Origin of the sequence: Streptomyces sp. NPDC059534 (assembly GCF_042743475.1) — a bacterium.
Taxonomy (GTDB): Bacteria; Actinomycetota; Actinomycetes; order Streptomycetales; family Streptomycetaceae; genus Streptomyces.
Genome location: NZ_JBHWAQ010000037.1, coordinates 18,382 through 41,864, shown reverse-complemented (window position 1 = coordinate 41,864; position 23,483 = coordinate 18,382). Strand labels below are relative to the sequence as shown.

The following is a 23,483-nucleotide window of genomic DNA, read 5'->3' as shown; positions in this document are numbered from 1 at the left end:
CGGCCCTAGCGCGCCGGCCAGGGCACCTGCGGCGAGCGGTGGTAGGCGATGCCCAGGGCCTCGAAGCGGGGCGCCTGCTCGGCGAGCCGGACCTTGTAGGTCTCCCAGTCGTGCCCGGACGCCGGGGACCAGCCCAGTTCGGCGATGCCCGGCAGACGGGGGAAGGCCATCGCGTCGAGGTCGGACGGGGTGGCGAGGGTCTCGGTCCACAGCGGGGCCTCGACGCCCCGGACGGCGGACGCCGGGGCGCCCGGCAGGTAGGTGTCCGGGTCCCAGTCGTAGGAGCGCCGGACCTCGACGTAGCCGGCCCAGGCAAGGCCGAGGGGGGTGTCCTTCGTGTACTTCATGTCGAGGTAGGTCCGGTCGGCGGGCGACAGGACGAGGCCGGTGCCGTTGCGGGCGGCGGCGGCGACGCGCTCCTTCTCGGCGGCGGGGGTGCGGTCGAGGCCCCAGTACTGGACGAGGGCGCCGTCGGCGGGGGTGGCGCCGGTGAGCTGGTGCCAGCCGACGACGGTCTTGCCGTACTTGGCGACGACGGGCTGCACCCGGTCCATGAAGGTCACGTAGTCGTCGTGGCTGGTGGAGTGGGCCTCGTCGCCGCCGATGTGGAGGTAGCGGCCGGGGGTGAGGGCGGCGATCTCGCGGATCACGTCGTCGACGAAGTCGTACGTGACGGGCTTCCCGGCGCACAGGGAGCTGAAGCCGACCTTGATGCCGGTGTAGGGCGGCGGGGCGACTCCGTCGCAGTTGAGTTCGGCGTAGGAGGAGAGGGCCGCGTTGGTGTGGCCGGGCATGTCGAGCTCGGGGACCACCTCCTGGTAGCGGGAGGCCGCGTACCGGACGATCTCCTTGTACTGCTCCTTGGTGTAGAAGCCGCCGGGGCCGCCGCCGACCTCGGTGGAGCCGCCGTGGGCGGTGAGCCGGGGCCAGGAGTCGACGGCGATGCGCCAGCCCTGGTCGTCGGAGAGGTGCAGGTGGAGCGTGTTGACCTTGTAGAGGGCGAGCTGGTCGATGTACCGCTTCACCTCGTCGACGGTGAAGAAGTGGCGGGAGACGTCGAGCATGGCGCCCCGGTAGGCGTAGCGCGGGGTGTCGGTGACGGTGCCGCCCGCGATCTTCCAGGGTCCCGGCTGGACGGTCCCGCGCTCGACCGCGGAGGGGAGCTGCTGGCGCAGGGTCTGGACGCCGCGGAAGAGGCCGGCGGGGGCGCGGGCGGTGAGGGTGAGGCCGGCGGGCGAGGAGGCGAGCCGGTAGCCCTCGTCGCCGAGCGCGGTGGCGTCGGGGTCGAGCCGGAGGCGGATGCCGTCGAGGGCGGCTGCCTCGTCGACGACGGGCAGCTGGAAGCCGGTGGCGGGGCGGAGGAGCCCGGCGAGGTAGCGGCCGACGGCCCGGGACTCGGGGGAGCCGCCGTCCACGCCGATGCGGGTGGTCCGGGTGAGGGTGTACGGCTCGCCCTCGGGTGTGACGGAGGCGGGTACGGGCACGATCCGGCCGAGGGGGCGCACCTCGGGTTCGGCGGCGGCGACCTCGCTGCCGGCGGATGCCTCGCCGCAGGCGGCCCCGGCGGCGGCGACCAGGAGCAGGGAACCGATCAGGCGTGGAATCCTTCGGCGCTGTCTCACGGGCAAGCTCCCCTTCGGGCGATCGTTACGTCCGTATGTCTGTATATCCGCTCGATCGTCATGCGTACCGTCACCCCCTCTTCAGGTCAAGGTCTGGACCAACGGACCCGTTTTCCTCGACGATCATGGCACTCCTGCCCGATTTCGGGCAGGATTCTTGCAATCGACCAGGGGTACACCCCAGTATCGACGGGTGCTCGAACGCCGCCCGTCGCACGACGACCTCATCGACCACCTGGTCCGCAGCACCGCGCTCCAGCGCGGTGAGGCCACCCGGGTGGTACTCGACGTGCTGGCGTACTTCGACGAGACGACCGAGGAGTTCGTCCGCCGCCGCCACCGCGAGCTGCAGTCCGGCGGGGCCGTGAACGCCGAGATCTTCGAACGGATCGCGGCGGAACTGCCGCACCGGGCCGTGGCGCCGCAGGAGCTCTCGCTCCGGCAGCTGCGCCGCATCGTCTACGGCTGAGACCGCCGCGGCGGCCCGGAAGCACCATCACTGACCTGGAGGGGTTGCACCTATATGTGCGGAATTGTCGGTTACATCGGTAAGCGTGACGTCGCCCCGCTGCTCCTGGAGGGCCTGGCGCGGCTGGAGTACCGGGGGTACGACTCCGCCGGCATGGTCATCACCAGCCCGAAGGCCGCCGGCCTGAAGATGGTGAAGGCCAAGGGCCGCGTCCGTGACCTGGAGGCCCGGGTCCCCAAGCGCTTCACCGGCACCACCGGCATCGCCCACACCCGCTGGGCCACCCACGGCGCGCCGAGCGACGTCAACTCGCACCCGCACCTGGACCCCGAGAACAAGGTCGCCGTCGTCCACAACGGCATCGTCGACAACGCCCAGGAGCTCCGCGCCAAGCTGGAGGCCGACGGCGTCGTCTTCGCCTCCGAGACGGACACCGAGGTCATCACCCACCTCATCGCCCGCTCCCAGGCCGACACCCTCGAGGAGAAGGTCCGCGAGGCGCTCAAGTCCATCGAGGGCACCTACGGCATCGCCGTGATGCACGCGGACTTCAACGACCGCATCGTGGTGGCCCGCAACGGCTCCCCGGTCATCCTCGGCATCGGCGAGAAGGAGATGCTCGTCGCCTCCGACGTCGCCGCCCTGATCGCCCACACCCGCCAGGTCGTCACCCTCGACGACGGCGAGATGGCCACCCTCAAGGCCGACGACTTCCGCACCTACACCACCTCGGGCGCCTCCACCACGTCCACCCCCGAGACGGTCGAGTGGGAGGCCGCCTCCTACGACATGGGCGGCCACGACACGTTCATGCACAAGGAGATCTCCGAGCAGCCCGACGCGGTCGACCGCGTGCTGCGCGGCCGGATCGACGACCGCTTCTCCACCGTGCACCTCGGCGGCCTGAACCTGGACCCGCGCGAGGCCCGCACCATCCGCCGCATCAAGATCCTCGGCTGCGGCACCTCGTACCACGCCGGTCTCATCGGCGCGGGCCTCATCGAGTCGATGGCCCGCATCCCCGCCGACGCCGAGCCGGCCTCGGAGTTCCGCTACCGCAACCCGGTCGTGGACCCCGACACCCTCTACATCGCCGTCTCCCAGTCCGGTGAGACCTACGACGTGCTCGCCGCCGTCCAGGAGCTCAAGCGGAAGGGCGCCCGCGTCCTCGGCGTCGTGAACGTCGTCGGCTCCGCCATCGCCCGCGAGGCCGACGGCGGCGTGTACGTCCACGCCGGCCCCGAGGTCTGCGTCGTCTCCACCAAGTGCTTCACCAACACGGTCACCGCCTTCGCGCTGCTCGCCCTGCACCTGGGCCGCATCCGCGACCTGTCCGTCACCGACGGCAAGCGGATCATCGAGGGCCTGCGCAAGCTGCCCGCGCAGATCAGCGAGATCCTCGAGACCGAGGACGAGATCAAGAAGATCGCCGCCGAGTACGCGGGCGCCCAGTCGATGATGTTCATCGGCCGCGTCCGGGGCTACCCGGTCGCCCTGGAGGCATCCCTCAAGCTGAAGGAGATCTCCTACATCCACGCCGAGGCATACCCGGCCTCCGAGCTGAAGCACGGCCCGCTCGCCCTCATCGAGCCGGCCCTGCCGACGGTCGCGATCGTCCCCGACGACGACCTGCTGGAGAAGAACCGCGCCGCCCTGGAGGAGATCAAGGCCCGCAGCGGCCGCATCCTCGCGGTCGCGCACCAGCCGCAGGCGAAGGCCGACCACACCATCGTCGTGCCGAAGAACGAGGACGAGCTGGACCCGATCCTGATGGGCATCCCGCTCCAGCTCCTCGCGTACCACACGGCGCTCGCCATGGGCCGCGACATCGACAAGCCGCGCAACCTGGCCAAGTCCGTCACGGTCGAGTAGCGGTCTCGGGGCCTGTCCCCCCGAGCCGCGCCGCCGGGCCTGTCCCCCGGCGGTACGACCGGACACGAAAGCGGTCCCCCGCACACACCCAGGTGTGCGGGGGACCGCTTTGCTTCGCGGGGGCTCAGCTCGCGGCGGCCGCGCTCCGGCTCGCCCGCCCGAGGGACGTCGGCCAGCCCGCCACCGCGGCCGTGGCGCCGTACCAGGCGACGAGGCCGGCGACGGCGGCGACCCAGCCGCCCGCCTTCGCGAGGCCGCCGTTGTCGGCGAGCGCCGCGATGCCGAGCAGCAGCAGCGAGACGAACAGCAGCCCGTACACGCCCTGTCCGAAGAGTCCGCTGCCCGAGGAGGCCACGGTCAGCGTGAGCGCGAGGAGCGCCCACAGGAGGAGGAACAGGCCCGCCGCGTCGGCCGAGCCGCCGGCGCCGCCGACCCCGGTCCCCCAGGTGAACCAGAAGGCGCCGAGCGCCGCGTACGCCGTGCCCTCCCCGGTGCTGCCGGCCCGGAGGGCGAGCAGGCCGACGAGGAAGAGCGTGACCCCGCCGACCCAGGTGGCGAGACCGGCGGCATCCGCTGCCGCGACGTTGTCGATGACCCCGGTACCGCCCAGGCCGAAGGCCAGCAGGGTCAGTCCGAGTGCGAGGTGTCCGAGCGTGGAGGCGGTGTTTCCCGCGGCGACTTCGTTGTTCACGGCGGGCTCCCTTCAGGTGTGCAGTCGTACTGCGTGAGCGCTGTGATCCGGTGCTCTTTATGTACCCTTCACAAGCGCACAATTCACCTGAGGAAGGCCGAATTTATGGCCGGATGACGGCAGTTGAGGGAGTGAACTGACGGACCGTCGCGCCGGACGGGACTGCCGGGGGCTACGGGATGACGATGACGGGCCGCTGGGCGCGGCGCGCGAGCCGGCCGGCCACCGACCCGAAGATCCGGCCGACGATCCCGTGCGTGGAGCCGACCACGATCACGTCGGCCGAGTACTCCCGGCCGACCTCCTCCAGCTCGTGGCAGATGTCGCCGCCGCGCTCGACGAGGATCCACGGCACCTCCGAGAGGTGCTCGGCGCAGGCCAGCTCCAGACCGAGGACCTCGGTCCGGTGGTCGGGCACGTCGACGAAGACGGGCGGCTCGCAGCCGGCCCACACCGTGGTGGGCAGCCGGTTGGCCACATGCACGATGATCAGGCCCGATCCGGAGCGCCTGGCCATGCCGATGGCGTACGCGAGGGCTCGCTCACTGGACATGGAGCCGTCGAAGCCGACGACGACCCCGTGCCGGAAGGCCGGGTCGCAGGCGTGACGTGGCTGTTCTACCGCGAGGGGGTCGACCGTGGAATCGGCGACGCGCTTGCGGTCCGCGGGTTCGGGGAATTCGTGACCGGCCATCGGTGTCTCGGCGAAGAAGGTCCTCGTGGGAAGGGACGGGGAAAAGAGGGGACGAACGACGGGTGGCGGCGGAGCTGTGTCCGGGAATCATCTTCCCAACCCCATACCCCCAAGGGTACGGCGCCACTCCTCTCCTGCCCAGAGCCCGCAGTGCCACTCCTGGCGTGCCCGCCGCTCGCGCACGGCGTTCCAGGGAGCATGCACGAGGGGCTCGGGATCTGGCAATGCCGGTTGTGCCCTACAGGTGTCCGTACGGGGGCCAAACGGACGTCGCCCAGAGTGACCGGAACGTTCCGTTCCTCGTTGCCACAGGTCCAGCCCACCGTCGCAGGGAGACCGCCCGTGCCCGCACCATCGACCACCGCAGGCCAGACCTCCGCCGCCCACTCCCCCACTCTCGGCGCGCCCCGCGGGCGCCGCCGGGCACCCGCCCCCTCCCCGGCCGCCACCGCCACCGCCACCGCCACCGCGGAACCGGACCCGGGGACGGCCGCCGCGGCGGGGACGGGGGGGCCGGCCGACGACGTCGTCCGCTGGGCGGTCTTCTGCTGCGCCCTGGTCCCGGTGGTGCTCGTCGCCTACGGCACCTCGCTCGGCGGGGCCGCCGGGACCGCGCTCGGACTCTTCTCGGTGACGGCGGTCTGCCGTGTGCTGCTCCGCCGCTCGGAGCGCGGACTGCGGGCCGAGGGCCCCCGCGTCAGGCGCCGCGGCCACCTCTGAGCGGGGCCCCGGCCACCCCCGCCCCTCTTCGAGTTGACAGGTTCGCACACCCGAACCCATATGTTTTCGGCCAAGTTCCATTCGTCGGCGAGTCCTTGGCGGAACGATTGCCCAACCCCGGTACGGAGAGCGGCGAAAGCCCCGCCCCACGCCCCCACACCCCCCGTGTACGGGGTCGTTCGCCGTCGGGCCCGGTCCCCCGCGGCGGCCGGACCGGAGACTTCGCGATCGATCGCTTCACGCCAAGTTGCCTTGTCGACAATCCACCGGATGGAGAACTTGTCACGCCGGCGCCACGGGACACAGTAGATTCGATCATGGGTACCGAAGACTGGGGTCTCGTGCAAAACCGAGGGGAAACGTGCAGGAGCGACACGACCAGGGAGACGCGAACACCGAGGGGGGCTTAGCGTCATGAGCCAGGACTCCGCCGCACCGGAGGCCGCACGGAAGCTGTCCGGGCGCCGCCGTCGCGAAGTCGTCGCGGTGCTGCTGTTCAGTGGCGGCCCCATCTTCGAGAGCTCCATCCCGCTCTCCGTGTTCGGCATCGACCGGCAGGACGCCGGAGTGCCCCGATACCGGCTGCTCGTCTGCGCCGGCGAGGACGGCCCGCTCCGGACCACCGGAGGGCTCGAACTCACCGCGCCGTACGGCCTGGAGGCCATCAGCCGGGCGGGCACCGTCGTCGTCCCGGCCTGGCGGTCGATCACCTCGCCGCCACCGCCGGAGGCACTCGAGGCGCTGCGCCGCGCGCACGAGGAAGGGGCCAGGATCGTCGGCCTCTGCACCGGTGCGTTCGTCCTCGCCGCGGCCGGCCTGCTCGACGGCCGCCCGGCGACCACGCACTGGATGTACGCGCCGACGCTCGCCAAGCGCTATCCGTCGGTCCACGTGGACCCGCGGGAGCTCTTCGTCGACGACGGGGACGTACTGACCTCCGCCGGCACCGCGGCCGGAATCGATCTGTGTCTGCACATCGTGCGGACCGACCACGGCACCGAGGCCGCGGGCGCGCTGGCGCGCCGACTGGTCGTCCCGCCGCGGCGCAGCGGCGGTCAGGAGCGCTACCTCGACAGGTCTTTACCCGAGGAGATCGGCGCCGACCCGCTGGCCGAGGTCGTCGCCTGGGCACTGGAGCACCTCCACGAGCAGTTCGACGTGGAGACCCTGGCCGCCCGCGCGTACATGTCACGGCGGACCTTCGACCGCCGGTTCCGCTCGCTGACCGGTTCGGCCCCCCTCCAGTGGCTGATCACCCAGCGGGTGCTCCAGGCGCAGCGGCTGCTGGAGACCTCCGACTACTCGGTCGACGAGGTCGCGGGCAGGTGCGGCTTCCGCTCCCCGGTGGCGCTCCGCGGTCACTTCCGGCGCCAGCTCGGCTCCTCGCCGGCCGCGTACCGGGCGGCCTACCGCGCCCGGCGGCCGCAGGGCGAGGTGGCCACGGCCGTGCTCGACCCGGTCGTGCCCGCCCAGGTCCCGGCGGGCGTCCGGCGTCCGTCGCTGGACCCGGGCAAGCCGCAGTCCGACGTGTACGCGCCCGGACGCGCCTCGCTGCCGGGTCAGCGCAGCGCGCCGTAACCGCGACCCGCACGGCCACAAGCCGCGCACCGCAGGACCGACGGGCGTCCGGGGAGACCTCCCCCGGGCGCCCGTCGGCCTGCTCGGCTCGGGTCCGTAGCCCCTAAGGTGGACACATGAACGATCGCATGGTGTGGATCGACTGCGAGATGACCGGGCTCTCGCTGACGGACGACGCACTCATCGAGGTGGCCGCACTGGTCACCGACTCGGAACTGAACGTGCTCGGCGACGGGGTGGACATCGTGATCCGCCCGCCGGACGCGGCCCTGGAGACCATGCCCGAGATCGTGCGCCGGATGCACACGAACTCGGGGCTGCTCGACGCGCTCGCCGACGGCACCACACTCGCCGACGCGGAGGCCCAGGTCCTCGCGTACATCCGCGAGCACGTCAAGGAGCCGGGCAAGGCGCCGCTGTGCGGGAACTCGGTCTCCACGGACCGCGGCTTCCTCGCGCGGGACATGCCGGCCCTGGAGAGCCACCTGCACTACCGGATCGTCGATGTGTCCTCGGTCAAGGAGCTGGCCCGCCGCTGGTACCCGAGGGCGTACTTCAACAGTCCGGAGAAGAACGGCAACCACCGGGCGCTCGCCGACATCCGCGAGTCCATCGCCGAGCTGCGCTACTACCGCGAGGCGGTCTTCGTCCCGCAGCCCGGCCCCGACTCGGAGACCGCGAAGCAGATCGCGGCCCGCCACGTCGTGCCCGCCGAATGACCACCCGCTCGCGCCCCCGGAATCCCGCTCGGGAAAACGCGGGCGCGAGCACCCCTCAGGACCCTGTAGACTTCTTCTCGGCCGGTCAGGGAAACCTTCGGGAAAACCGCCGGGCATGGTGGGTATAGCTCAGCTGGCAGAGCACCTGGTTGTGGTCCAGGATGTCGCGGGTTCAAGTCCCGTTACTCACCCTGATGACTCAGGCCCCGGTTCGAAAGAACCGGGGCCTGAGTCGTTTTCGCGTCTCTACCCTCCCGGGGTGCAGGTGAGGGCCGTCGGAGGCGGGTTGCCGCCCGACCGGACGCCGTTGAAGCCGAAGGCGGTCGAGCCGCCCGGCGGGACCGTCGCGTTGTAGGCGAGGTGGGACGCCGTCACGTCCGCCCCGGTCTGGGTCAGCGCGGTGTTCCACGCCTGGGTGACGCGCTGTCCGGCGGGCTGGGTCCAGCGGACGGTCCAGCCGTTCAGCGGGGCCGTACCGGTGTTGCGGACGGTGACCTGGGCCGTGAAGCCGCCCGTCCACTGGCTGGTGACGGCATAGGTGACGGAGCACACACCGGGGGCCGGCGGGGTGACCGGGGCGAGCGTCCCGGCGATCCCGGCGTACGCGGGCTTGGGCACGAGGTTCTCGTCGTACGGCGTCGCCGCGCCCTGGCCCGGGAAGAAGTCCGGGATCCAGGAGTCGGAGTCCGTGAAGCCCCAGACGGTGACGCCGGCGCAGCGGGTGACGGCGAGGCAGGAGCGGACCACCGAGGCGTAGTCGGCCTTCTGCCGGGCGAGCTTCGCGTCGGTCGCCGGCAGGGTCATGCGGATGTCCAGCTCGGTGATCGCCACGTCGACGCCCAGGTCGGCGAAGCGGCGCAGGTTGGTCTCCAGGGAGGCCGGGACCTGGCCGAGGACGAGATGAGCCTGGAAGCCGACCCCGTCGACCGGGACGCCCTGCGCGAGGAGCCGCTTGACCAGGGCGTACATGCCGTCGCTCTTCGCGCCGACGGCGTCGGTGGAGTAGTCGTTGACATACAGTCTCGCGGCCGGGTCGGCGGCCCGGGCGGCGCGGAACGCGTCGGCGATGTAGGACTCGCCGAGGGTGGCGCCGAAGACCGACCGGCGGAGGGTGCCGTCGTCGGCGAGGGGTTCGTTGACGACGTCCCAGTGGTCGATCCGGCCCTTGTAGCGGCCGGCCTCGGCGGTGACGTGGTCGGTCAGGAGGGTGCGGAGCCGATCGGCGGTCCAGGTGCCGTCGGTGACCCAGGAGGGCAGCTGGCTGTGCCAGACGAGGGTGTGGCCGCGCACCCGCTGGCCGTGGGCCTCGGCGAAGGCGACGACGCGGTCGGCGCCGGTCCAGTCGAACGTGCCCCGGGTGGGCTCGACGGAGCCCCACTTCATCTCGTTGCCGGGGGTGACCGAGCCGAACTGGGCCCCGGCGACATCCGCGTACCCGCCGGTGAGCCTCCCGCCGGTGACGGCGGTGCCGAGGTAGATCCCCCGGGCGTCGGCGAGGTCCCGCAGCGGGGCGTCGGCGGCGGAGGCACCGGTGGCGGGCAGGGTGGTCAGGGCGGCGGCCAGGAACGCCGCGGCGATCAGGCGACGGAGCACGTCGCACCTCCGAGGGCGAAGGCGGCGGGTACGGGGTTGGTGCCGGTCCAGCTGCCGGTGAAGCCGAAGGACGCGGAGGCGCCGGCGGCGACGGAGCCGTTCCAGCCGGCGTTCCGGGCGGTGACGGCGGTGCCGGTCTGGGCCGGGGTGGCGTTCCACATCTGGCCGACCTTCTGGCCGACGGGGTAGTCCCAGCCGAGGCTCCAGCCGGTCCAGGCGGTGGTGGAGGTGTTGGTCACGGTGACGTCGGCCTGGAAGCCGCCCTGCCACTGGTTGGTGATCTTGTAGGCGACCTTGCAGGCGCCGGCGGGCGGGGTCCCGGGGTCGGTGCCGCCGCCGTCTCCGCCGCCGGTCTCGGCGGTGTCGCCGTAGATGATGCCGCGGCCGTTGGTGGAGACGTACACCCGCCCGTAGACGCGGGGGTCGCCGGTGATCGCACCGCCGGTCCAGCCCCACTGGTGGGCGTCGTCGTTGATCCGGAGCCAGCTCGCACCGGCGTCGGTGGAGCGGAAGACGCCGCGGACGCCGCCGATCCTGGCGCTCGTGTAGAGGGCGGGGTACGCGGCTCCCGGGGCTGCCTTGCCGAAGCCGACGGTGTCGGCCTGCTCGACGCCGGTGACCCGGGTGAAGGCGGCGCCGCCGTCGGTGGAGTGCCACAGGCCGTACGTGGAGTCGGTGGCCCCGCCGGCGAGCCAGATGTCGCCCTTGCGGCCGGGGACGGCCTTGAAGCGGACCGGGCCCGTGGCGGGCAGGCCGCCGGCCCTGGCGGTGAAGCTCGCGCCGCCGTCGGTGCTGACGTAGAAGGTGCCGGCCTTGAAGCCGTAGAAGGTCAGCGGGTCGACGCGGTCGGACTCGACGGTCGCGCCGGCCGGGATGCCGGTGGAGGGGGTCCAGGCACCTCCGGTGCCGGTGTGCACGCCGGTGCCCTCCGGACTCCAGACGAAGCGGGCGCCGTCGGCGGAGGCGGCGACGGTGCCGCCGCCGGTGACGCCCGCGGGCTCCTGTCCGGCGCGCCAGGTGGCGCCGTTGTCTCCGGAGAAGGCGACGCGGGGGCCGCCGTCGAGGTGGCCGGCCCGTACGACGGTGTCCGGCTTGGTCTCGGCGAAGTCGACGCTGGTGGTGGAGGTGAAGGCGGGGCCGGTGAACATCATCGACGGGACCTTGGCGAGGTCCGTGTGCCGGAAGCCGCCGACGTCGCCGAGGGCGCTGATGAGCGGGGCGCCGGAGGGCGGCGAGGCCAGGTCGAGGACGGCGGTCTCCTCCAGGCCCTGGACCATGGGCCTGATGGTGAAGGTGGCCCCGGTGTCCCACTTGCCGAGGTCGGTCGTGCCGTAGAGCGTGGCGCCGGTGCCGTACATCATGCGGTTCGAGTCGAAGGGGTCGATCTCCAGGGCCTCGGTCATCCAGCCGAGCTTGGGGGCCTGCTCGGGCGGGGCGGGACTGCCTCCCCAGGTCAGCCAGGGCGAGGAGGAGACGTCCATGGTGTAGCGGTCGGTGCGGTTGGGGTACGAGGTGTAGTCCCAGGCCCTGGTCCAGCCGGCGCCGCTGTCGGTGGACCGGAAGATCTGGGTGTCCGGGTACCAGGAGCTGTAGCCGGACACCATGACGGTGCCGGGGTGCTGCCGGTCGACGGTGAGGCCGCTGAAGCCGTAGTAGGTGTCGGCCTCGGCGACGGGGCTGATGTCCTTCCACTCGCCGGTGGCCGTGGCGTACCGCCAGACCTGGCCCTTGCCGCCGTCGTAGGGGCCGGCCCGGTCGCTGTAGGCGAGGTAGAGGTAGCCGTTCGCCGCGTCGAGGACGCCCTTGTGGGCGAGGTACCCGGTGGGCTGGCCGGGCAGCCGGGTCCAGGTCGCGCCGGCGTCGGTGGAGCGGTAGACGGCGTTGTCCTTGTCGCCGACGCCCACGTAGATCGTGCGGGTCGCGGTGCCGGCGGTGCCGGTGGACTCGTCGAAGGTGACCCAGACGATGCCCTGCTCGTCGGAGTTGTAGCCACTGGTGTCGGCCGGATCCTGCCGGAAGCCGCCGGGGTTGGTGAAGGAGGTGACCTTCGCCCAGGTGACGCCGGAGTCGGTGGAGCGCCAGAGGCCGTTCCCGCTGGGGGCGCCGAGGTAGAGGACGCTGTTGCGGTGCGGGTCGACCGCGAGCCGTTCGCCCATGCCGCGGCCGGGCATGTTGCCGCCGAGCTTGAAGGGGAGGTCGGTGCGCTGCCAGGTGGCGCCCCGGTCGGCGGAGCGCAGGACGGCGCCGGTGCCGGGGTCCCAGTCGTTGGTGTAGGTGCCGACGGCCGCGTAGACGCGGTTCGGGTCGACGGCGTCGGAGGCGAGGCCGACGACTCCGGTGTGGCCCCAGTGGTCCCAGTCGACGGCGTCGAGGAGCGGGGTCCAGGTGGCGGTGGTCCGGTTCCAGCGGTAGGCGCCGCCGATGTCGGTGCGGGCGTAGACGAGGTTCTTCTCGGTCCGGTTGAAGACGATGCCGGGGACGAAGCCGCCGCCGTCGATCCGGACGTTCTTCCAGGTGTAGGACGGGCTCGTGGCGGCGGACGTCGGTGCGGCGGCCTCGGCGGAGGTCGGTGCGGCGGTGACGTCGGGTGCCGCTCCTGCGACGAGGCCGAGGGTCAGGGCGAGCCCCGCCAGGAGGTGGCGTGTTCTGCGCATGGGTGTCCTGTCGAAGATTGAATGGGAGCGCTCCCACTAGAGCGCTCCCACTATTGAGTCGCTGTCAGAACACGGTCAAGGTCCGTACGTCGTCGAAGACGTTCGACGACGTACGCCCGGACGGGTGGCACCGCCGGACCGGCTCCCCGCCCCCGGCGGCCCGGCCCACTACGGTCGGGGCTCATGTGGAGGAGCAGCGGCACCGCGTTCCGGGTCGCCCTCGCCCTCCTCCTGGGCGCGGCGCTCACCGCCGGCTGCGCCACCGACCCCGCCGAGCCGCCCCCGCAGGGCGTCGGACCGGCGGCGGACGGCACCGGACGGCCCGTCACCCTCACCGTCGGCGTGTTCGGCACCTTCGGCTACCAGGAAGCCGGCCTCTACGACACGTACATGCGGCTCCACCCCGACATCGCCGTCCGGCAGACCTCCTTCACCCGCAACGACGTCTACTACCCACAGCTGCTCACCCACCTCACCGCCGGCTCCGGCCTCGCCGACGTCCAGGCCGTCGAGGTCGGCAACATCGCCGAGGTGCTCGACACCCAGGCCGGCCGGCTCGACGAGCTCGGCACGGCCCCCGGCGTCGACCCGCTGGCGTACCTGCCGTGGAAGTGGGCACAGGGCACGACCCCCGACGGGCGCACGCTCGCGCTCGGCACCGACATCGGGCCGCAGGCCGTCTGCTACCGCAAGGACCTCTTCGCGCGGGCCGGGCTGCCCACCGAACGGGAGGCCGTCGGACGGCTGTGGGCCGGGGACTGGCGGAAGTACCTGGCGGCCGGGGTCCGTTACCGCGAGCGCGCCCCGCGGGGCACGGCCTTCACCGACTCCGCCTCCGGTGTCCTCGCGGCGGCCACCGGCAGCGTGACCCCGCGGTACTACGACGAGCGGGGCGAGCTGATCGTGGCGGAGAACCCCGCCGTACGGGAGGCATGGAACCTCGCCGCCGCGTTCGCCCGGCAGGGGCTGACCGCCCGGCTCCAGCAGTTCACCCCCGGCTGGGACCAGGCGTTCGCGAACGCGGCGTTCGCCGCCATCGCCTGCCCCGCCTGGATGCTCGGCTACATCGAGGACAAGGCGGGCCCGGCCGGGCGCGGCCGGTGGGACGTGGCCCCGGCGCCCCTGCCGGGCAGCTGGGGCGGCTCGTTCCTCGTCGTGCCGTCCGCGGGGCGGCAGCGCGCCGAGGCGGCCCGGCTCGCCGCCTGGCTGACCGCGCCCGCCCAGCAGGCGCGGCTCTTCGCGAAGCGCGGCAGCTTCCCCAGCGCCTCGGCCGCCTACCCCCTCCCCGAGGTCGCGGACGCCCGCCACCCCTACTTCGGCGACGCCCCGGTCGGCCGGCTCTTCGCCCGCGCGGCGCTGGGCGTCCCGCGGGCGCCCATCGGGCCGAAGGACGCGCTGGTCTCCCAGACCCTGGCCGACGTCGGCATGCTCCAGGTCGACCAGACCGGCCGCTCCCCGGACTCGGCCTGGCGGGCGGCGATGAAGGCGATCGACAACGCGCTGGACCGGTGACCGGGATGACGACGACACCCCGGACCGGCGGCCTCCAGGACGACGGCACGCCGGACACCGCGCGCCGCACGGGCCCCGGCGGGCGGGCCGGCGGCCCGCGGTCCGCACCGCGGCGCACGCGTCCGGGCTCGCGCTGGGCGCCGTACGTGCTCGTCGCGCCGTTCTTCGTGCTCTTCGCGGCCTTCGGGGTGTTCCCGCTGGCCGCCACCGCCTGGGCGTCGCTGTACCGGATGGACCTGACCGCGCCGGACGAACGGGAGTGGGTGGGGCTGCACAACTACGCGCGCCTCGCCGACGACGAGTTCTTCTGGAACGCCCTGGCGAACACGGTCGCCATCGGCGTGCTCGCCACCGTCCCCCAGCTGCTGCTGGCGCTCGGTGCGGCACACCTGCTGGACGTCCGGCTGCGGGGCCGGGGCGTCTTCCGGGTCGTGGCGCTCGCCCCGTACGCCACGTCGGTGGCGGCGGCGACCCTGGTCTTCGCGCTGTTCTTCGGCCGGGACCACGGGATGGCGAACTGGGCGCTCGGGCTGGTCGGCGTCTCCCCGGTGGACTGGCAGAACGGCCCGTGGGCCTCGCGGTGCGCGGTGGCGTCGATCGTGATCTGGCGCTGGACCGGCTACAACGCGCTGATCTATCTGGCGGCGATGCAGACGGTCCCGCACGAGCTGTACGAGGCGGCGGCGCTGGACGGGGCCTCGCGGTGGCGCCAGTTCCTGCACGTGACGCTGCCGGGACTGCGGCCGGCGCTCGCCTTCACGGGGCTGGTGTCGACGATCGGCGCGATGCAGCTGTTCGGCGAACCGCTGCTGTTCGGCAGCGGGGCGGGGGCGACGGGCGGCGCGGACCACCAGTTCCAGACGCTGGGGCTCTACCTGTACGAGCAGGGCTGGGTGAACCTCCATCTGGGACGGGCGGCGGCGATCGCCTGGACCATGCTCCTGATCCTGGTCGTCCTGTTCGGTGCGGTCCGGCTGGCGCGGGCGGGTCTCGCGCGCCGGGAGGGCCGGACGCGCCGGGAGGGCCTCGCCCGCCGGACGGGTCTCGCGCGCCGGGAGGGAGCGCGGTGAGGACGGAGAAGGCCGGCTGGGGTACGTACACCCTGCTCGTCCTGTTCGCGGTCGTCTCGCTGTTCCCGCTGGTGTGGACGGCGGTCGCGGCCTCGCGGACCAACACCCGGCTGGCGGCCACCCCGCCGCCCTTCCGGTTCGGGCGGAACCTGCCGCGGAACGTGGAGATCGCCTGGACCGACGCCCGGCTGGGCGAGGCGCTGGCGAACACCGCCCTGGTGGCCGGGGCGGTCGCGGCCGGCACGGTCCTCTTCTCCACCCTCGCCGGCTTCGCCTTCGCCCGGCTGCGGTTCCGCCTCCGGGGCACCCTGCTGCTGCTCGTGGGCGCGACGATGCTGATCCCGCCCCAGCTGGGGGTGGTCCCGCTCTATCTGCTGATCGCGCGACTGCACTGGACGGACGAGCTCCAGGCGGTGATCCTGCCGTCGCTCGTGTCGGCCTTCGGGGTCTTCTTCATGCGCCAGCACCTGCTGCGGGCGCTGCCGCCCGAACTCCTGGAGGCGGCGCGGATGGACGGGGCGGGGACGGTACGGACGGTGTGGCACGTGGTGCTGCCGGCGGCGCGCCCGGCGATGGCGGTGCTCGCGATGCTGTCGTTCGTGGCGGCGTGGAACGACTTCTTCTGGCCGGTGCTCGCGCTGACGCAGACGGGGAACCCGACGGTGCAGGTGGCGCTCACGGGACTGGGGCGGGGGACGGTCCCCGACCAGTCGGTGGTGATGGCGGGGGCTCTGCTCGGAACGCTGCCGCTGCTCGTCGTCCTCGCGCTGTTCGGGCGGCACATCGTCGGCGGGGTGATGCGGGGCGCGGTGAAGGGCTGACTCCGGACGCCGCCCCCGGACGCCGGCTCCGGACACCGAATCCGGTCGTCAACCCCGAACGTCAATGTCTCACCCGTACGGGCGAGGCGATGATCCACTTTCCTCAACCACTAACGCCCCAAGGGAGTCAGCCGTGCCCAAGACCACGTTCACCCGCCAGGAGATCCAGTCCTTCGCGCAGCTCTCGCCGTTCGAGCTGAAGGACAAGTTCATCCAGATCGCCCAGGCCGCGCAGGCCGGCAAGCCCGGCCAGAAGGAGAAGTCGCAGGCGCAGATGCTCAACGCGGGCCGCGGCAACCCGAACTGGGTCGCCACCGGCCCCCGTGAGGCGTTCCACGCGCTCGGCTACTTCGCCCTCTCCGAGTCGCGCCGGGTGTGGACCGCCGACAACCTCGGCGGCATGCCGGAACTCACCGGCTCCGGCTCCCGCTTCGACACCTTCGTGCGACGGCACCCGGACCTGCCCGGGATCGAGCTGCTGCGGGACTGCGTGGAGTACGCCGTCGAGCGCTTCGGCTTCGACAAGGACGCGTTCGTGCACGAGCTGACCGACAGCTCGATCGGCGACAACTACCCCGTGCCGGACAGGATGCTCGCCCACACCGAGCAGATCGTGCGCGGCTACGTCCACGACGAGATGTTCGACAAGCGCCCGCCCGCCGGTGACCTGTCGCTCTTCGCGACCGAGGGCGGCACGGCCGCCATGTGCTACGTCTTCGACTCGCTGGTGAAGAACGGGATCCTGAGGAAGGGCGACCGGATCGCCCTGATGGTGCCGGTCTTCACCCCGTACATCGAGATCCCCGAGCTCGACACGTACGAGTTCGACGTCGTCACGGTCAACGCGAGCCTGTTCGCGGAGACCGGCGTGCGCGAGTGGCGCTACCCGACCGAGGAGGTCGCCAAGCTGGCCGACCCGTCGGTCAAGCTGGTCTGCGTCGTCAACCCGTCCAACCCGCCGTCGCTCGCGCTCAGCCGGCGGGTGACGGACCAGATCAAGGACATCGTCGCCGGGCAGAACCCGAACCTGCTGATCGTCACGGACGACGTGTACGGGACCTTCGTGGAGGGCTTCCGCTCGCTCGCCGCGGACCTGCCGCGCAACACGCTCCTCGTGTACTCGTACTCCAAGCACTACGGCTGCACCGGCCACCGGCTCGGCGTCATCGGCCTCCACGACGACAACGTGATCGACGAGATGATCGCGAAGCTGCCGCGGGCCGAGAAGGACCGCCTGGACAAGCGGTACGGCACGCTCAGCCTGGAGCCGGAGAAGATCCGGTTCATCGACCGGCTGGTGGCCGACTCCCGGCAGGTCGCCCTCAACCACACCGCCGGTCTGTCCCTGCCCCAGCAGGTGATGATGTCGCTCTTCTCCCTCTTCGACTTGCTGGACGAGGGCCAGGCGTACAAGGAGCGGATCCGCGGCATCGTGCGCCGGCGCCTCGACCTGCTCCTCGAAGGCGCCCAGATGAAGATCGCCGACGATGCGAAGCGGGCCGGGTACTACATCGAGCTCGACCTGCTCGCGGAGGCCGAGCGGGTGCACGGGAAGGACTTCGCGGACTTCCTGGAGAAGAACTACGAGCCCGTCGACCCGCTGTTCCGCCTGGCCGAGCAGACCAGCGTCGTCCTCCTCAACGGCGGTGGCTTCGACGGCCCCGAGTGGTCGGTGCGGGTGTCGCTCGCCAACCTCGACGACCTCGACTACCTGAAGATCGGCCACCACCTGCGGGCGATCTTCGACGACTACGCGGAGGAGTGGAAGACCTCGCGGGCCTCGTGACGCGGCGGGAAGCGGAGCGCGCGGGCGCGTGAACAGGGATGCGCGCCCCGGTCGGCGGTGGGGGTGGGTCCGACCGGGGCGCGCGGTGTGGGGGGTCCGGGGGGCGTGGGGGCGGAGGGGGCGGAGGGGTGTAGGGGGTGTAGGGGTGTGGGCGAGGAGGGGGTGTGGGGAGGAGCGGGGAGGACGTGGGGAGGGGCTGCGGGGGCTTACTTGTAGGCGGCGAACGCCTTCGTGAAGGCCAGGGGCTGCTGGAGGATCGAGGAGCAGGTGGCGTCGGCGTAGTTCACCGCACCGGCCGCGCACTGCTTGTCCCGGGTCGAGGACCACATCGAGAGCCAGCCGAGCCCCTTCGACTTCGCGAAGTCGACCAGCTGGGTGGCGTCGTCGACCTTGAAGACCTCGCTGGCGACGTCGTTGACGCCGATCATCGGGGTGACGGCGACGGCCTTCCAGGCGGCCGCGTCGGAGAGCCCGAGGACGCCCTTGACCTGGGCCTGGGTCGCGGTCGCGGCCTGGATCGCGTACGTGCCCATGTCCGCGTTGTACGCGGGGCCGTAGTCCATCGCCATGATGTTGACGGCGTCGACGCGGACCCCGTTGCGCCGGGCGTCGGCGAGCAGGTCCACGCCGGGCTGGGTCAGGCCCTCGGGCATGACCGGCAGCGTGAAGGAGACGTTCAGGCCCGGGTGGGACTTCTGGAGCTGGGCGATCGCCTGCGAGCGGCGGGTGTTGGCGGCGGTGTCCGGCAGGGCCGCGCCCTCGACGTCGAAGTCGACCTTGGTCAGCTTGTACTGGTCGACGACCTTGCCGTACGCGGCGGCGAGTGCCGAGGAGGTCGAGCAGTTCAGGGCCAGCTCGTGGCCGGCGGCGCCGCCGAAGGAGACGCGGACGTCCCCGCCCTTGGCGCGCAGGGCGCCGATCTGGGCCGCGACCTTGTCGTTCGCCAGGTCGGTGACCCCGCCCCACAGCGGGGCGCAGGCGCCGCCGGAGGTGATGAAGGCGAGGTTGAACTCCTTCACGCCGGTGGCGTCGGCGGTCGCGAGCAGGTCGTACGACGGGTAGAGCGAGGTGTCGACGTACGGGGCGTACTTCGCGGCCGTGACGGGGGCTCCCGTCGCCGTCGCGGTCGGGGTGGGGGCCGGGGTGGTGGGAGCCGGGGTGGTGGGAGCCGGAGTGGCGGTGGCGGTCGGCTTCGGGGACGCGGTGGCGGTGGCCGTCGGCTTCGGGGAGGCGGTCGCGGTGGGCTGCTCGGTGGGGCGTCCGCTGGGCGTGGGGGCCGGGCCGCCGGCCGAGCAGGCGGCCTTGTTGATGAGGCAGTTCGACGGGTCGCCGGCCTGGCCCGCGGCCGAGGTGACGAAGCCGACGGTGACGGACTGGCCGGGCGCCAGCTGCCGGTTCCAGCTCGCGGGCTTCACGGTGACGTGCCCGCCCGAGACGGTGTGCTCGCCGTTCCAGAGGGAGCCTATGGTCGTGCCGGCCGGGAGGTCGAACTCCAGCGTCCAGTCCGACTGGGCGGCGGACGTCTCGTTGGTGACGACGTACTGGCCGGTGTAGCCGCCGCTCCAGGAGCTGGTCCTGGTGTAGGCGGCGCCGACGGCCGCGGCCTGGGCGGTGCCGGTGAGCGCGAAGGCGGCGCCGCCGACGACCGCCGCCGCGACGATCGCGCCGACGACCTTGGTCCTGGTGGTCGCCCTGCGCCGGTGCGAACTCGTGCCCATCGCGTGCCTGCCTCTGCGTGCCGGGGGTGGTGGGGTGCGGCAGCACGCTAGCGACTGGTAACCGGACAAACGGGCGTCCGCGGACCCTGGCCGGGATTCTTAGGCTCCGCTTAAGGAAGCCATCGGAACCAGGAAAGGTTCGGGCGCGCGGACGGCCCCGCCGGGGCCCGCTCCAGGCGTCGGTGGCCTACCCGGGCACGGTTCACGCTTCGGTGACCCACCGGGTCGCGATGGGGCCGACGATCGCCCGCCGGGCGCGGTTCGCCCGCCCGGCCCGGTTCAGCCGTCCGCGGCCCGCCGGGTCCCGGTGCCGCCGCGGCGACGCCGGGCCGGGCGGTGGCCGCGGCGGCCGGACGTCACGCCGGCCCGGCGGCCGTCGAGACCGATCCAGACCCGGACCTCGGTGCCGCCGAGCACCGAGTGCCCGATGCGGACGTCGCCGCCGGTGGTCTCCGCCATCCGCCGCACGATGTCGAGACCGAGGCCCGTGGAGCCTGCGCGGGCGCCGCTGTTGCCGCGGGCCAGGGCGGCGGCGGGGTCGGCGATGCCGGGGCCGGCGTCGGAGACGAGGACGATGACGGCGTCGTCGCCGTTGTGGACGTCGATGGAGAAGGCGGTGCCCTCGGGGGTGTGCCGGAAGACGTTGCCGAGCAGGGCGTCGAGCGCGGCGACGAGTTCGGGGCGCGCGACCGGGATGCGGACCGGGCGTTCGACACCCGCGACCCGCACCCGGCGGCCCTCGTCCTCGGCCAGCGCCGACCAGAAGTCCATCCGCTCGCGGACCACTTCGGCGGCGTCGCAGCCGGCGCCGGGTCCGGTCGCCTGGGTCTGCGGCTTCGCCTCCCGGGCCGTACGGATGATGATGTCGACCTCCCGCTCCAGCTGCTCGACGGCGGCGCGGGTCTGTTCCGCGGCCGGACCCGAGCCGAGCGAGGCGGCGTTGAGCCGGAGCACGGTCAGCGGGGTGCGGAGCCGGTGGGAGAGGTCGGCGGCCAGCTCGCGCTCGTTGGCGAGGAGCTGGACGACCTGGTCGGCCATCGAGTTGAAGGCGACGGCCGCCGACTTGAGCTCCGGCGGGCCTTCCTCGGGCACCCGCGCGCCGAGCCGGCCCTCGCCCAGGTCGTGGGCGGCGCCCGCGAGCCGCTGGGCGGGCTGGACCATCCGGACGCCGAGGCGGTCGGCGACGGCGACGGAGCCCACGATCAGGGCGACGCCGACGCCGGCGAGGACCAGCCAGGCGGTGGCGACCCCGTTGGTCACCTCGCCCTCGGGGACGAAGAGTTCGACGATGGCGACCTTGCCGCTGCTGAGCGCGGTGGGCTGGAGCAGGGCGAAGCCGCCCGGGACCTCGGCGATGGAGGCCCGGCCGAGGCTGCGGGTGGCGGCGAGTTCCTCCGCGCCGGCCCGCCGGGTGCCGATCTCCAGCGGCGCTCCGCCGGGTTCGGCGGCGGGCACGTGGACCGCGAGCCGCCCGGTGGCCCCGTCCTCGGTGGTGGCGACGGCCTTGTCCAGCTCGTCGCGGTCGGTGGTGATCGCGAGGACGGGGGCGAGCCCGGCGGCCCGCCGCTCGGCGTTGGAGAACGCGCGGTCGCGGGCCATCTCCTTGACGACGAGTCCGAGGGGTACGGCGAAGGCGAAGACGACCATCGCGGTGACGGCCAGGGACACCTTGACGAGCGCCCATCTCACGGCTGCGGCTCCCGGGGCGGCTCCAGCTTCACGCCCACCCCGCGCAGGGTGTGGAGATAGCGGGGACGTGCGGCCGTTTCACCCAGTTTCCGCCGCAGCCATGACAAATGTACGTCGATGGTCTGATCGTCCCCGTACGACTGCTGCCACACCTCGGCGAGCAGTTCCTTGCGCGGGACGACGACGCCGGGCCGCCCCGCGAGGAAGGCCAGCAGGTCGAACTCGCGCCGGGTCAGGTCCAACGGCGCGCCGTCCAGCTCCGCCTGACGGCGCAGCGGGTCGACGGTCAGCCCGCCGACCCGGATCACCCGCGACGGGGGCAGTTCCCCCGCCGAGGCCCGCGCCCGGCGCAGCACGGCCGCCATCCGGGCCGACAGGTGGTCGACCGAGAAGGGCTTCACCAGGTAGTCGTCCGCGCCCGCGTGGAGGAGCCGTACGATCTCCGCCTCGTCGTCGCGGGCGGTCGCGATGATCACCGGTACGTCGGTGATCCCGCGCAGCATCTTGAGCGCCTCGGACCCGTCCAGATCGGGCAGACCGAGGTCCAGGATCACGACGTCGAAGCGGAAATGGGCGACCTCGCGCAACGCCTCCAGAGCCGTGCCGACGCTCCGTACCGTGTGGGAGACCTCGGTCAGCTGCCGTATGAGGGCGGAGCGCACGAACTGGTCGTCCTCGACCACGAGCACACTTGCCATGGGCCGCACCGTACGCCATTCGGGGGAACCGGAGAGCAATCCGCACCCTCCGGTACGGCTTCTCGCGGGGTAGTGCACTATGTCCCGGTGCGAAGAGGACTCGTTCACGCCCTGGCCTGGTCGCTCGCCACCGGCGCGGCGGTCACCCTGTCCTGGTGGGGAGTGCACACCGTGCTGTCCGGCACCGTCTACGACCCTCCGCGCGCGCTGCCGCTGCCGGCCGGCGGCACCATCGGAGCGGCCGCCTCCGGCAGCGACCCGCTCACCTCGTCGACCCGGCCGCCCGAGCCGGCCGCGTCCTCCGCGCCCGCCACGCCCACGGACATCCCGAGCACCGGCCCCGCGACCCCGTCGACGCGCCCCTCCCGCACCCCGCGGCCCACCACGCCGCCGCCCGCCACCACCACGCCGGACTCCGCCTCCCGGGTGCAGAGCTACCCGGTCGACGGCGGCCGGGTCACCTTCGACCTCGGGGAGACCTCGGCCGAACTCGTCTCGGCGATCCCCGCCTCCGGCTGGCAGATGCAGGTGTGGAAGCAGCCGACGTGGATCCGCGTCACCTTCACCAAGGACGGTCGCGAGCTGTCGGTCTTCTGCCTCTGGCACGACACCGCGCCCCGCGTCGAGATCGACGACCGGCAGACGTAGGGCGGGCCCGCGGCCTCAGCGGAAGGCGGACGCGGGGGGTACGGGCGAGGGCTTGGCGCTCGCGTCGGTGACCGGCGCCGCTCCCCCGGCGAAGTCGGCGAGGGCCCGGCCGTGTTCGACGCGGCCCGGATGGGGGTCGGTGGCGACCCGGCGGGTCAGCTCGGCCACCGGGAGTTCCCGGTCCGAGGCGAGCAGCACCGCGTTGCCGAAGCGGCGGCCGCGGAGCACCGTCGGGTCGGCGGTCAGCGCCAGTTCGGGGAAGACGGCGGCGGCGGTGGCGATCTGGCCGCGCAGATGGGTCAGGGGCGGCCCGTCGGCCAGGTTCGCCGCGTAGAAGCCGCCGGGCCGCAGCACCCGCCGTACCTCGGCGAGGAACTCGGTGCTGGTCAGATGGGCCGGGGTGCGGGCGCCGCTGAACACGTCGGCGATGACGAGGTCGGCCCAGCCGTCCTGGACCTTGGCCAGGCCGTCCCGGGCGTCGGTGGAGCGGACACGGACGCGGGCTCCGGCGTCGAGCGGCAGTTCGCGGCGGACGAGCTGGACCAGCGGGCCGTCGAGCTCCACGATCTGCTGGGTGGAGCGGGGCCGGGTCGCGGCGACGTACCGGGCGAGGGTGAAGGCCCCGCCGCCGAGGTGCACGACCTGGAGCGGCCGGTTCGGCGGGGCGGCGAGGTCGGCGATGTGGCCGAGGCGCCGCTGGTACTCGAAGGCGAGGTGGGCCGGGTCGTCCAGGTCGACGTGCGACTGCGGGGCGCCGTCGATGAGCAGCGTCCAGCCGCGCGGGCGTTCCCGGTCGGGTATGAGTTCGGCGAGCCCGCCGTCGACGGTCTCGACGACGGATGCGGCCGCCGCCGCCCGGTCACGCTGTTTGTTCCTGGCCACGGCTCCATTATCGGGGCACACCGGACCGGCCCGCCCGACGCCCGGGG

The 23,483-nt window shown here is 72.8% G+C and carries 19 protein-coding genes and 1 tRNA gene; 11 read left to right on the top strand and 9 right to left on the bottom strand.

What is annotated here, in order from left to right; genetic code table 11:
• Window positions 1-5: 5 nt before the first annotated feature.
• On the bottom strand, window positions 6-1,622 hold the full coding sequence (locus ACFVZH_RS32425) for a beta-N-acetylhexosaminidase (RefSeq protein ID WP_384902972.1): 1,617 nt from the start codon (window positions 1,620-1,622) through the stop codon (window positions 6-8).
• A 193-nt stretch (window positions 1,623-1,815) separates the two neighbouring features.
• Here ACFVZH_RS32425 and ACFVZH_RS32420 point away from each other — a divergent pair, with 193 nt between their 5' ends.
• Together ACFVZH_RS32420 and glmS are read left to right on the top strand one after the other, a co-directional pair.
• Window positions 1,816-2,091: a hypothetical protein gene (locus ACFVZH_RS32420; RefSeq protein ID WP_384902970.1), complete on the top strand. Its 276-nt coding sequence runs from the start codon at window positions 1,816-1,818 to the stop codon at window positions 2,089-2,091.
• Window positions 2,092-2,145: 54 nt separating this feature from the next.
• Entirely contained in the window at window positions 2,146-3,963 is a 1,818-nt protein-coding gene (glmS, locus tag ACFVZH_RS32415) for a glutamine--fructose-6-phosphate transaminase (isomerizing) (RefSeq protein WP_384902968.1), read from the top strand.
• 124 nt (window positions 3,964-4,087) lie between these two features.
• On the opposite strand, the gene ACFVZH_RS32410 is transcribed toward glmS, so the two are convergent.
• A complete protein-coding gene (locus ACFVZH_RS32410) occupies window positions 4,088-4,654 on the bottom strand; it encodes a GPR1/FUN34/YaaH family transporter (protein WP_384902966.1) in 567 nt (188 codons plus the stop codon).
• Window positions 4,655-4,826: 172 nt separating this feature from the next.
• Window positions 4,827-5,348 carry a universal stress protein gene (locus ACFVZH_RS32405; protein ID WP_384902964.1) on the bottom strand — a complete coding sequence of 174 codons (522 nt, stop codon included), beginning with the start codon at window positions 5,346-5,348 and terminating at the stop codon, window positions 4,827-4,829.
• A gap of 342 nt (window positions 5,349-5,690) precedes the next feature.
• On the opposite strand from ACFVZH_RS32405, the gene ACFVZH_RS32400 reads away from it, so the two are divergent.
• The 4 genes from ACFVZH_RS32400 (at window position 5,691) to ACFVZH_RS32385 (ending at window position 8,556) form a co-directional block, all read left to right on the top strand.
• A complete protein-coding gene (locus tag ACFVZH_RS32400; RefSeq protein WP_384902962.1) occupies window positions 5,691-6,068 on the top strand; it encodes a hypothetical protein in 378 nt (125 codons plus the stop codon).
• A gap of 414 nt (window positions 6,069-6,482) precedes the next feature.
• Window positions 6,483-7,646 carry a helix-turn-helix domain-containing protein gene (locus tag ACFVZH_RS32395; protein WP_384902960.1) on the top strand — a complete coding sequence of 388 codons (1,164 nt, stop codon included), beginning with the start codon at window positions 6,483-6,485 and terminating at the stop codon, window positions 7,644-7,646.
• A 116-nt stretch (window positions 7,647-7,762) separates the two neighbouring features.
• Window positions 7,763-8,365 carry an oligoribonuclease gene (orn, locus tag ACFVZH_RS32390; protein WP_384902959.1) on the top strand — a complete coding sequence of 201 codons (603 nt, stop codon included), beginning with the start codon at window positions 7,763-7,765 and terminating at the stop codon, window positions 8,363-8,365.
• 118 nt (window positions 8,366-8,483) lie between these two features.
• Window positions 8,484-8,556 (top strand) — tRNA-His (locus ACFVZH_RS32385).
• A 55-nt stretch (window positions 8,557-8,611) separates the two neighbouring features.
• Here the strand turns inward: ACFVZH_RS32385 and ACFVZH_RS32380 are convergent.
• Together ACFVZH_RS32380 and ACFVZH_RS32375 are read right to left on the bottom strand one after the other, a co-directional pair.
• Entirely contained in the window at window positions 8,612-9,958 is a 1,347-nt protein-coding gene (locus ACFVZH_RS32380; protein ID WP_384902957.1) for an endo-1,4-beta-xylanase, read from the bottom strand.
• Window positions 9,943-12,612: a cellulose binding domain-containing protein gene (locus ACFVZH_RS32375; protein ID WP_384902955.1), complete on the bottom strand. Its 2,670-nt coding sequence runs from the start codon at window positions 12,610-12,612 to the stop codon at window positions 9,943-9,945. The genes ACFVZH_RS32380 and ACFVZH_RS32375 overlap by 16 nt, the downstream gene beginning before the upstream one ends.
• A gap of 183 nt (window positions 12,613-12,795) precedes the next feature.
• Between ACFVZH_RS32375 and ACFVZH_RS32370 the strand changes: the two genes are divergently transcribed.
• From ACFVZH_RS32370 to ACFVZH_RS32355, 4 genes are all read left to right on the top strand, one after another.
• On the top strand, window positions 12,796-14,124 hold the full coding sequence (locus ACFVZH_RS32370; protein ID WP_384902953.1) for an ABC transporter substrate-binding protein: 1,329 nt from the start codon (window positions 12,796-12,798) through the stop codon (window positions 14,122-14,124).
• A 5-nt stretch (window positions 14,125-14,129) separates the two neighbouring features.
• Entirely contained in the window at window positions 14,130-15,194 is a 1,065-nt protein-coding gene (locus tag ACFVZH_RS32365; protein ID WP_384902951.1) for a carbohydrate ABC transporter permease, read from the top strand.
• Window positions 15,191-16,015 carry a carbohydrate ABC transporter permease gene (locus ACFVZH_RS32360; RefSeq protein ID WP_384902949.1) on the top strand — a complete coding sequence of 275 codons (825 nt, stop codon included), beginning with the start codon at window positions 15,191-15,193 and terminating at the stop codon, window positions 16,013-16,015. Before ACFVZH_RS32365 ends, ACFVZH_RS32360 begins: the two co-directional genes overlap by 4 nt.
• 133 nt (window positions 16,016-16,148) lie before the next feature.
• Complete coding sequence (locus tag ACFVZH_RS32355) at window positions 16,149-17,801, top strand: bifunctional aspartate transaminase/aspartate 4-decarboxylase (RefSeq protein WP_384902947.1); 1,653 nt, start codon at window positions 16,149-16,151, stop codon at window positions 17,799-17,801.
• A gap of 206 nt (window positions 17,802-18,007) precedes the next feature.
• Here ACFVZH_RS32355 and ACFVZH_RS32350 read toward each other — a convergent pair whose 3' ends face one another.
• The 3 genes from ACFVZH_RS32350 to ACFVZH_RS32340 form a co-directional block, all read right to left on the bottom strand.
• Window positions 18,008-19,519 carry a cellulose binding domain-containing protein gene (locus ACFVZH_RS32350; RefSeq protein WP_384902946.1) on the bottom strand — a complete coding sequence of 504 codons (1,512 nt, stop codon included), beginning with the start codon at window positions 19,517-19,519 and terminating at the stop codon, window positions 18,008-18,010.
• A 279-nt stretch (window positions 19,520-19,798) separates the two neighbouring features.
• The gene (locus ACFVZH_RS32345) at window positions 19,799-21,208 is read right to left on the bottom strand and encodes an ATP-binding protein (protein WP_384902944.1); all 1,410 of its coding nucleotides are present in this window, start codon (window positions 21,206-21,208) and stop codon (window positions 19,799-19,801) included.
• On the bottom strand, window positions 21,205-21,906 hold the full coding sequence (locus ACFVZH_RS32340) for a response regulator transcription factor (protein ID WP_384902943.1): 702 nt from the start codon (window positions 21,904-21,906) through the stop codon (window positions 21,205-21,207). Before ACFVZH_RS32340 ends, ACFVZH_RS32345 begins: the two co-directional genes overlap by 4 nt.
• 87 nt (window positions 21,907-21,993) lie before the next feature.
• Between ACFVZH_RS32340 and ACFVZH_RS32335 the strand changes: the two genes are divergently transcribed.
• Window positions 21,994-22,554 (top strand): hypothetical protein, encoded by a 561-nt coding sequence (locus ACFVZH_RS32335; protein ID WP_384902941.1) that lies wholly within the window; start codon window positions 21,994-21,996, stop codon window positions 22,552-22,554.
• A gap of 15 nt (window positions 22,555-22,569) precedes the next feature.
• On the opposite strand, the gene ACFVZH_RS32330 is transcribed toward ACFVZH_RS32335, so the two are convergent.
• Window positions 22,570-23,436: a spermidine synthase gene (locus tag ACFVZH_RS32330; protein ID WP_384902939.1), complete on the bottom strand. Its 867-nt coding sequence runs from the start codon at window positions 23,434-23,436 to the stop codon at window positions 22,570-22,572.
• Window positions 23,437-23,483: the final 47 nt, after the last annotated feature.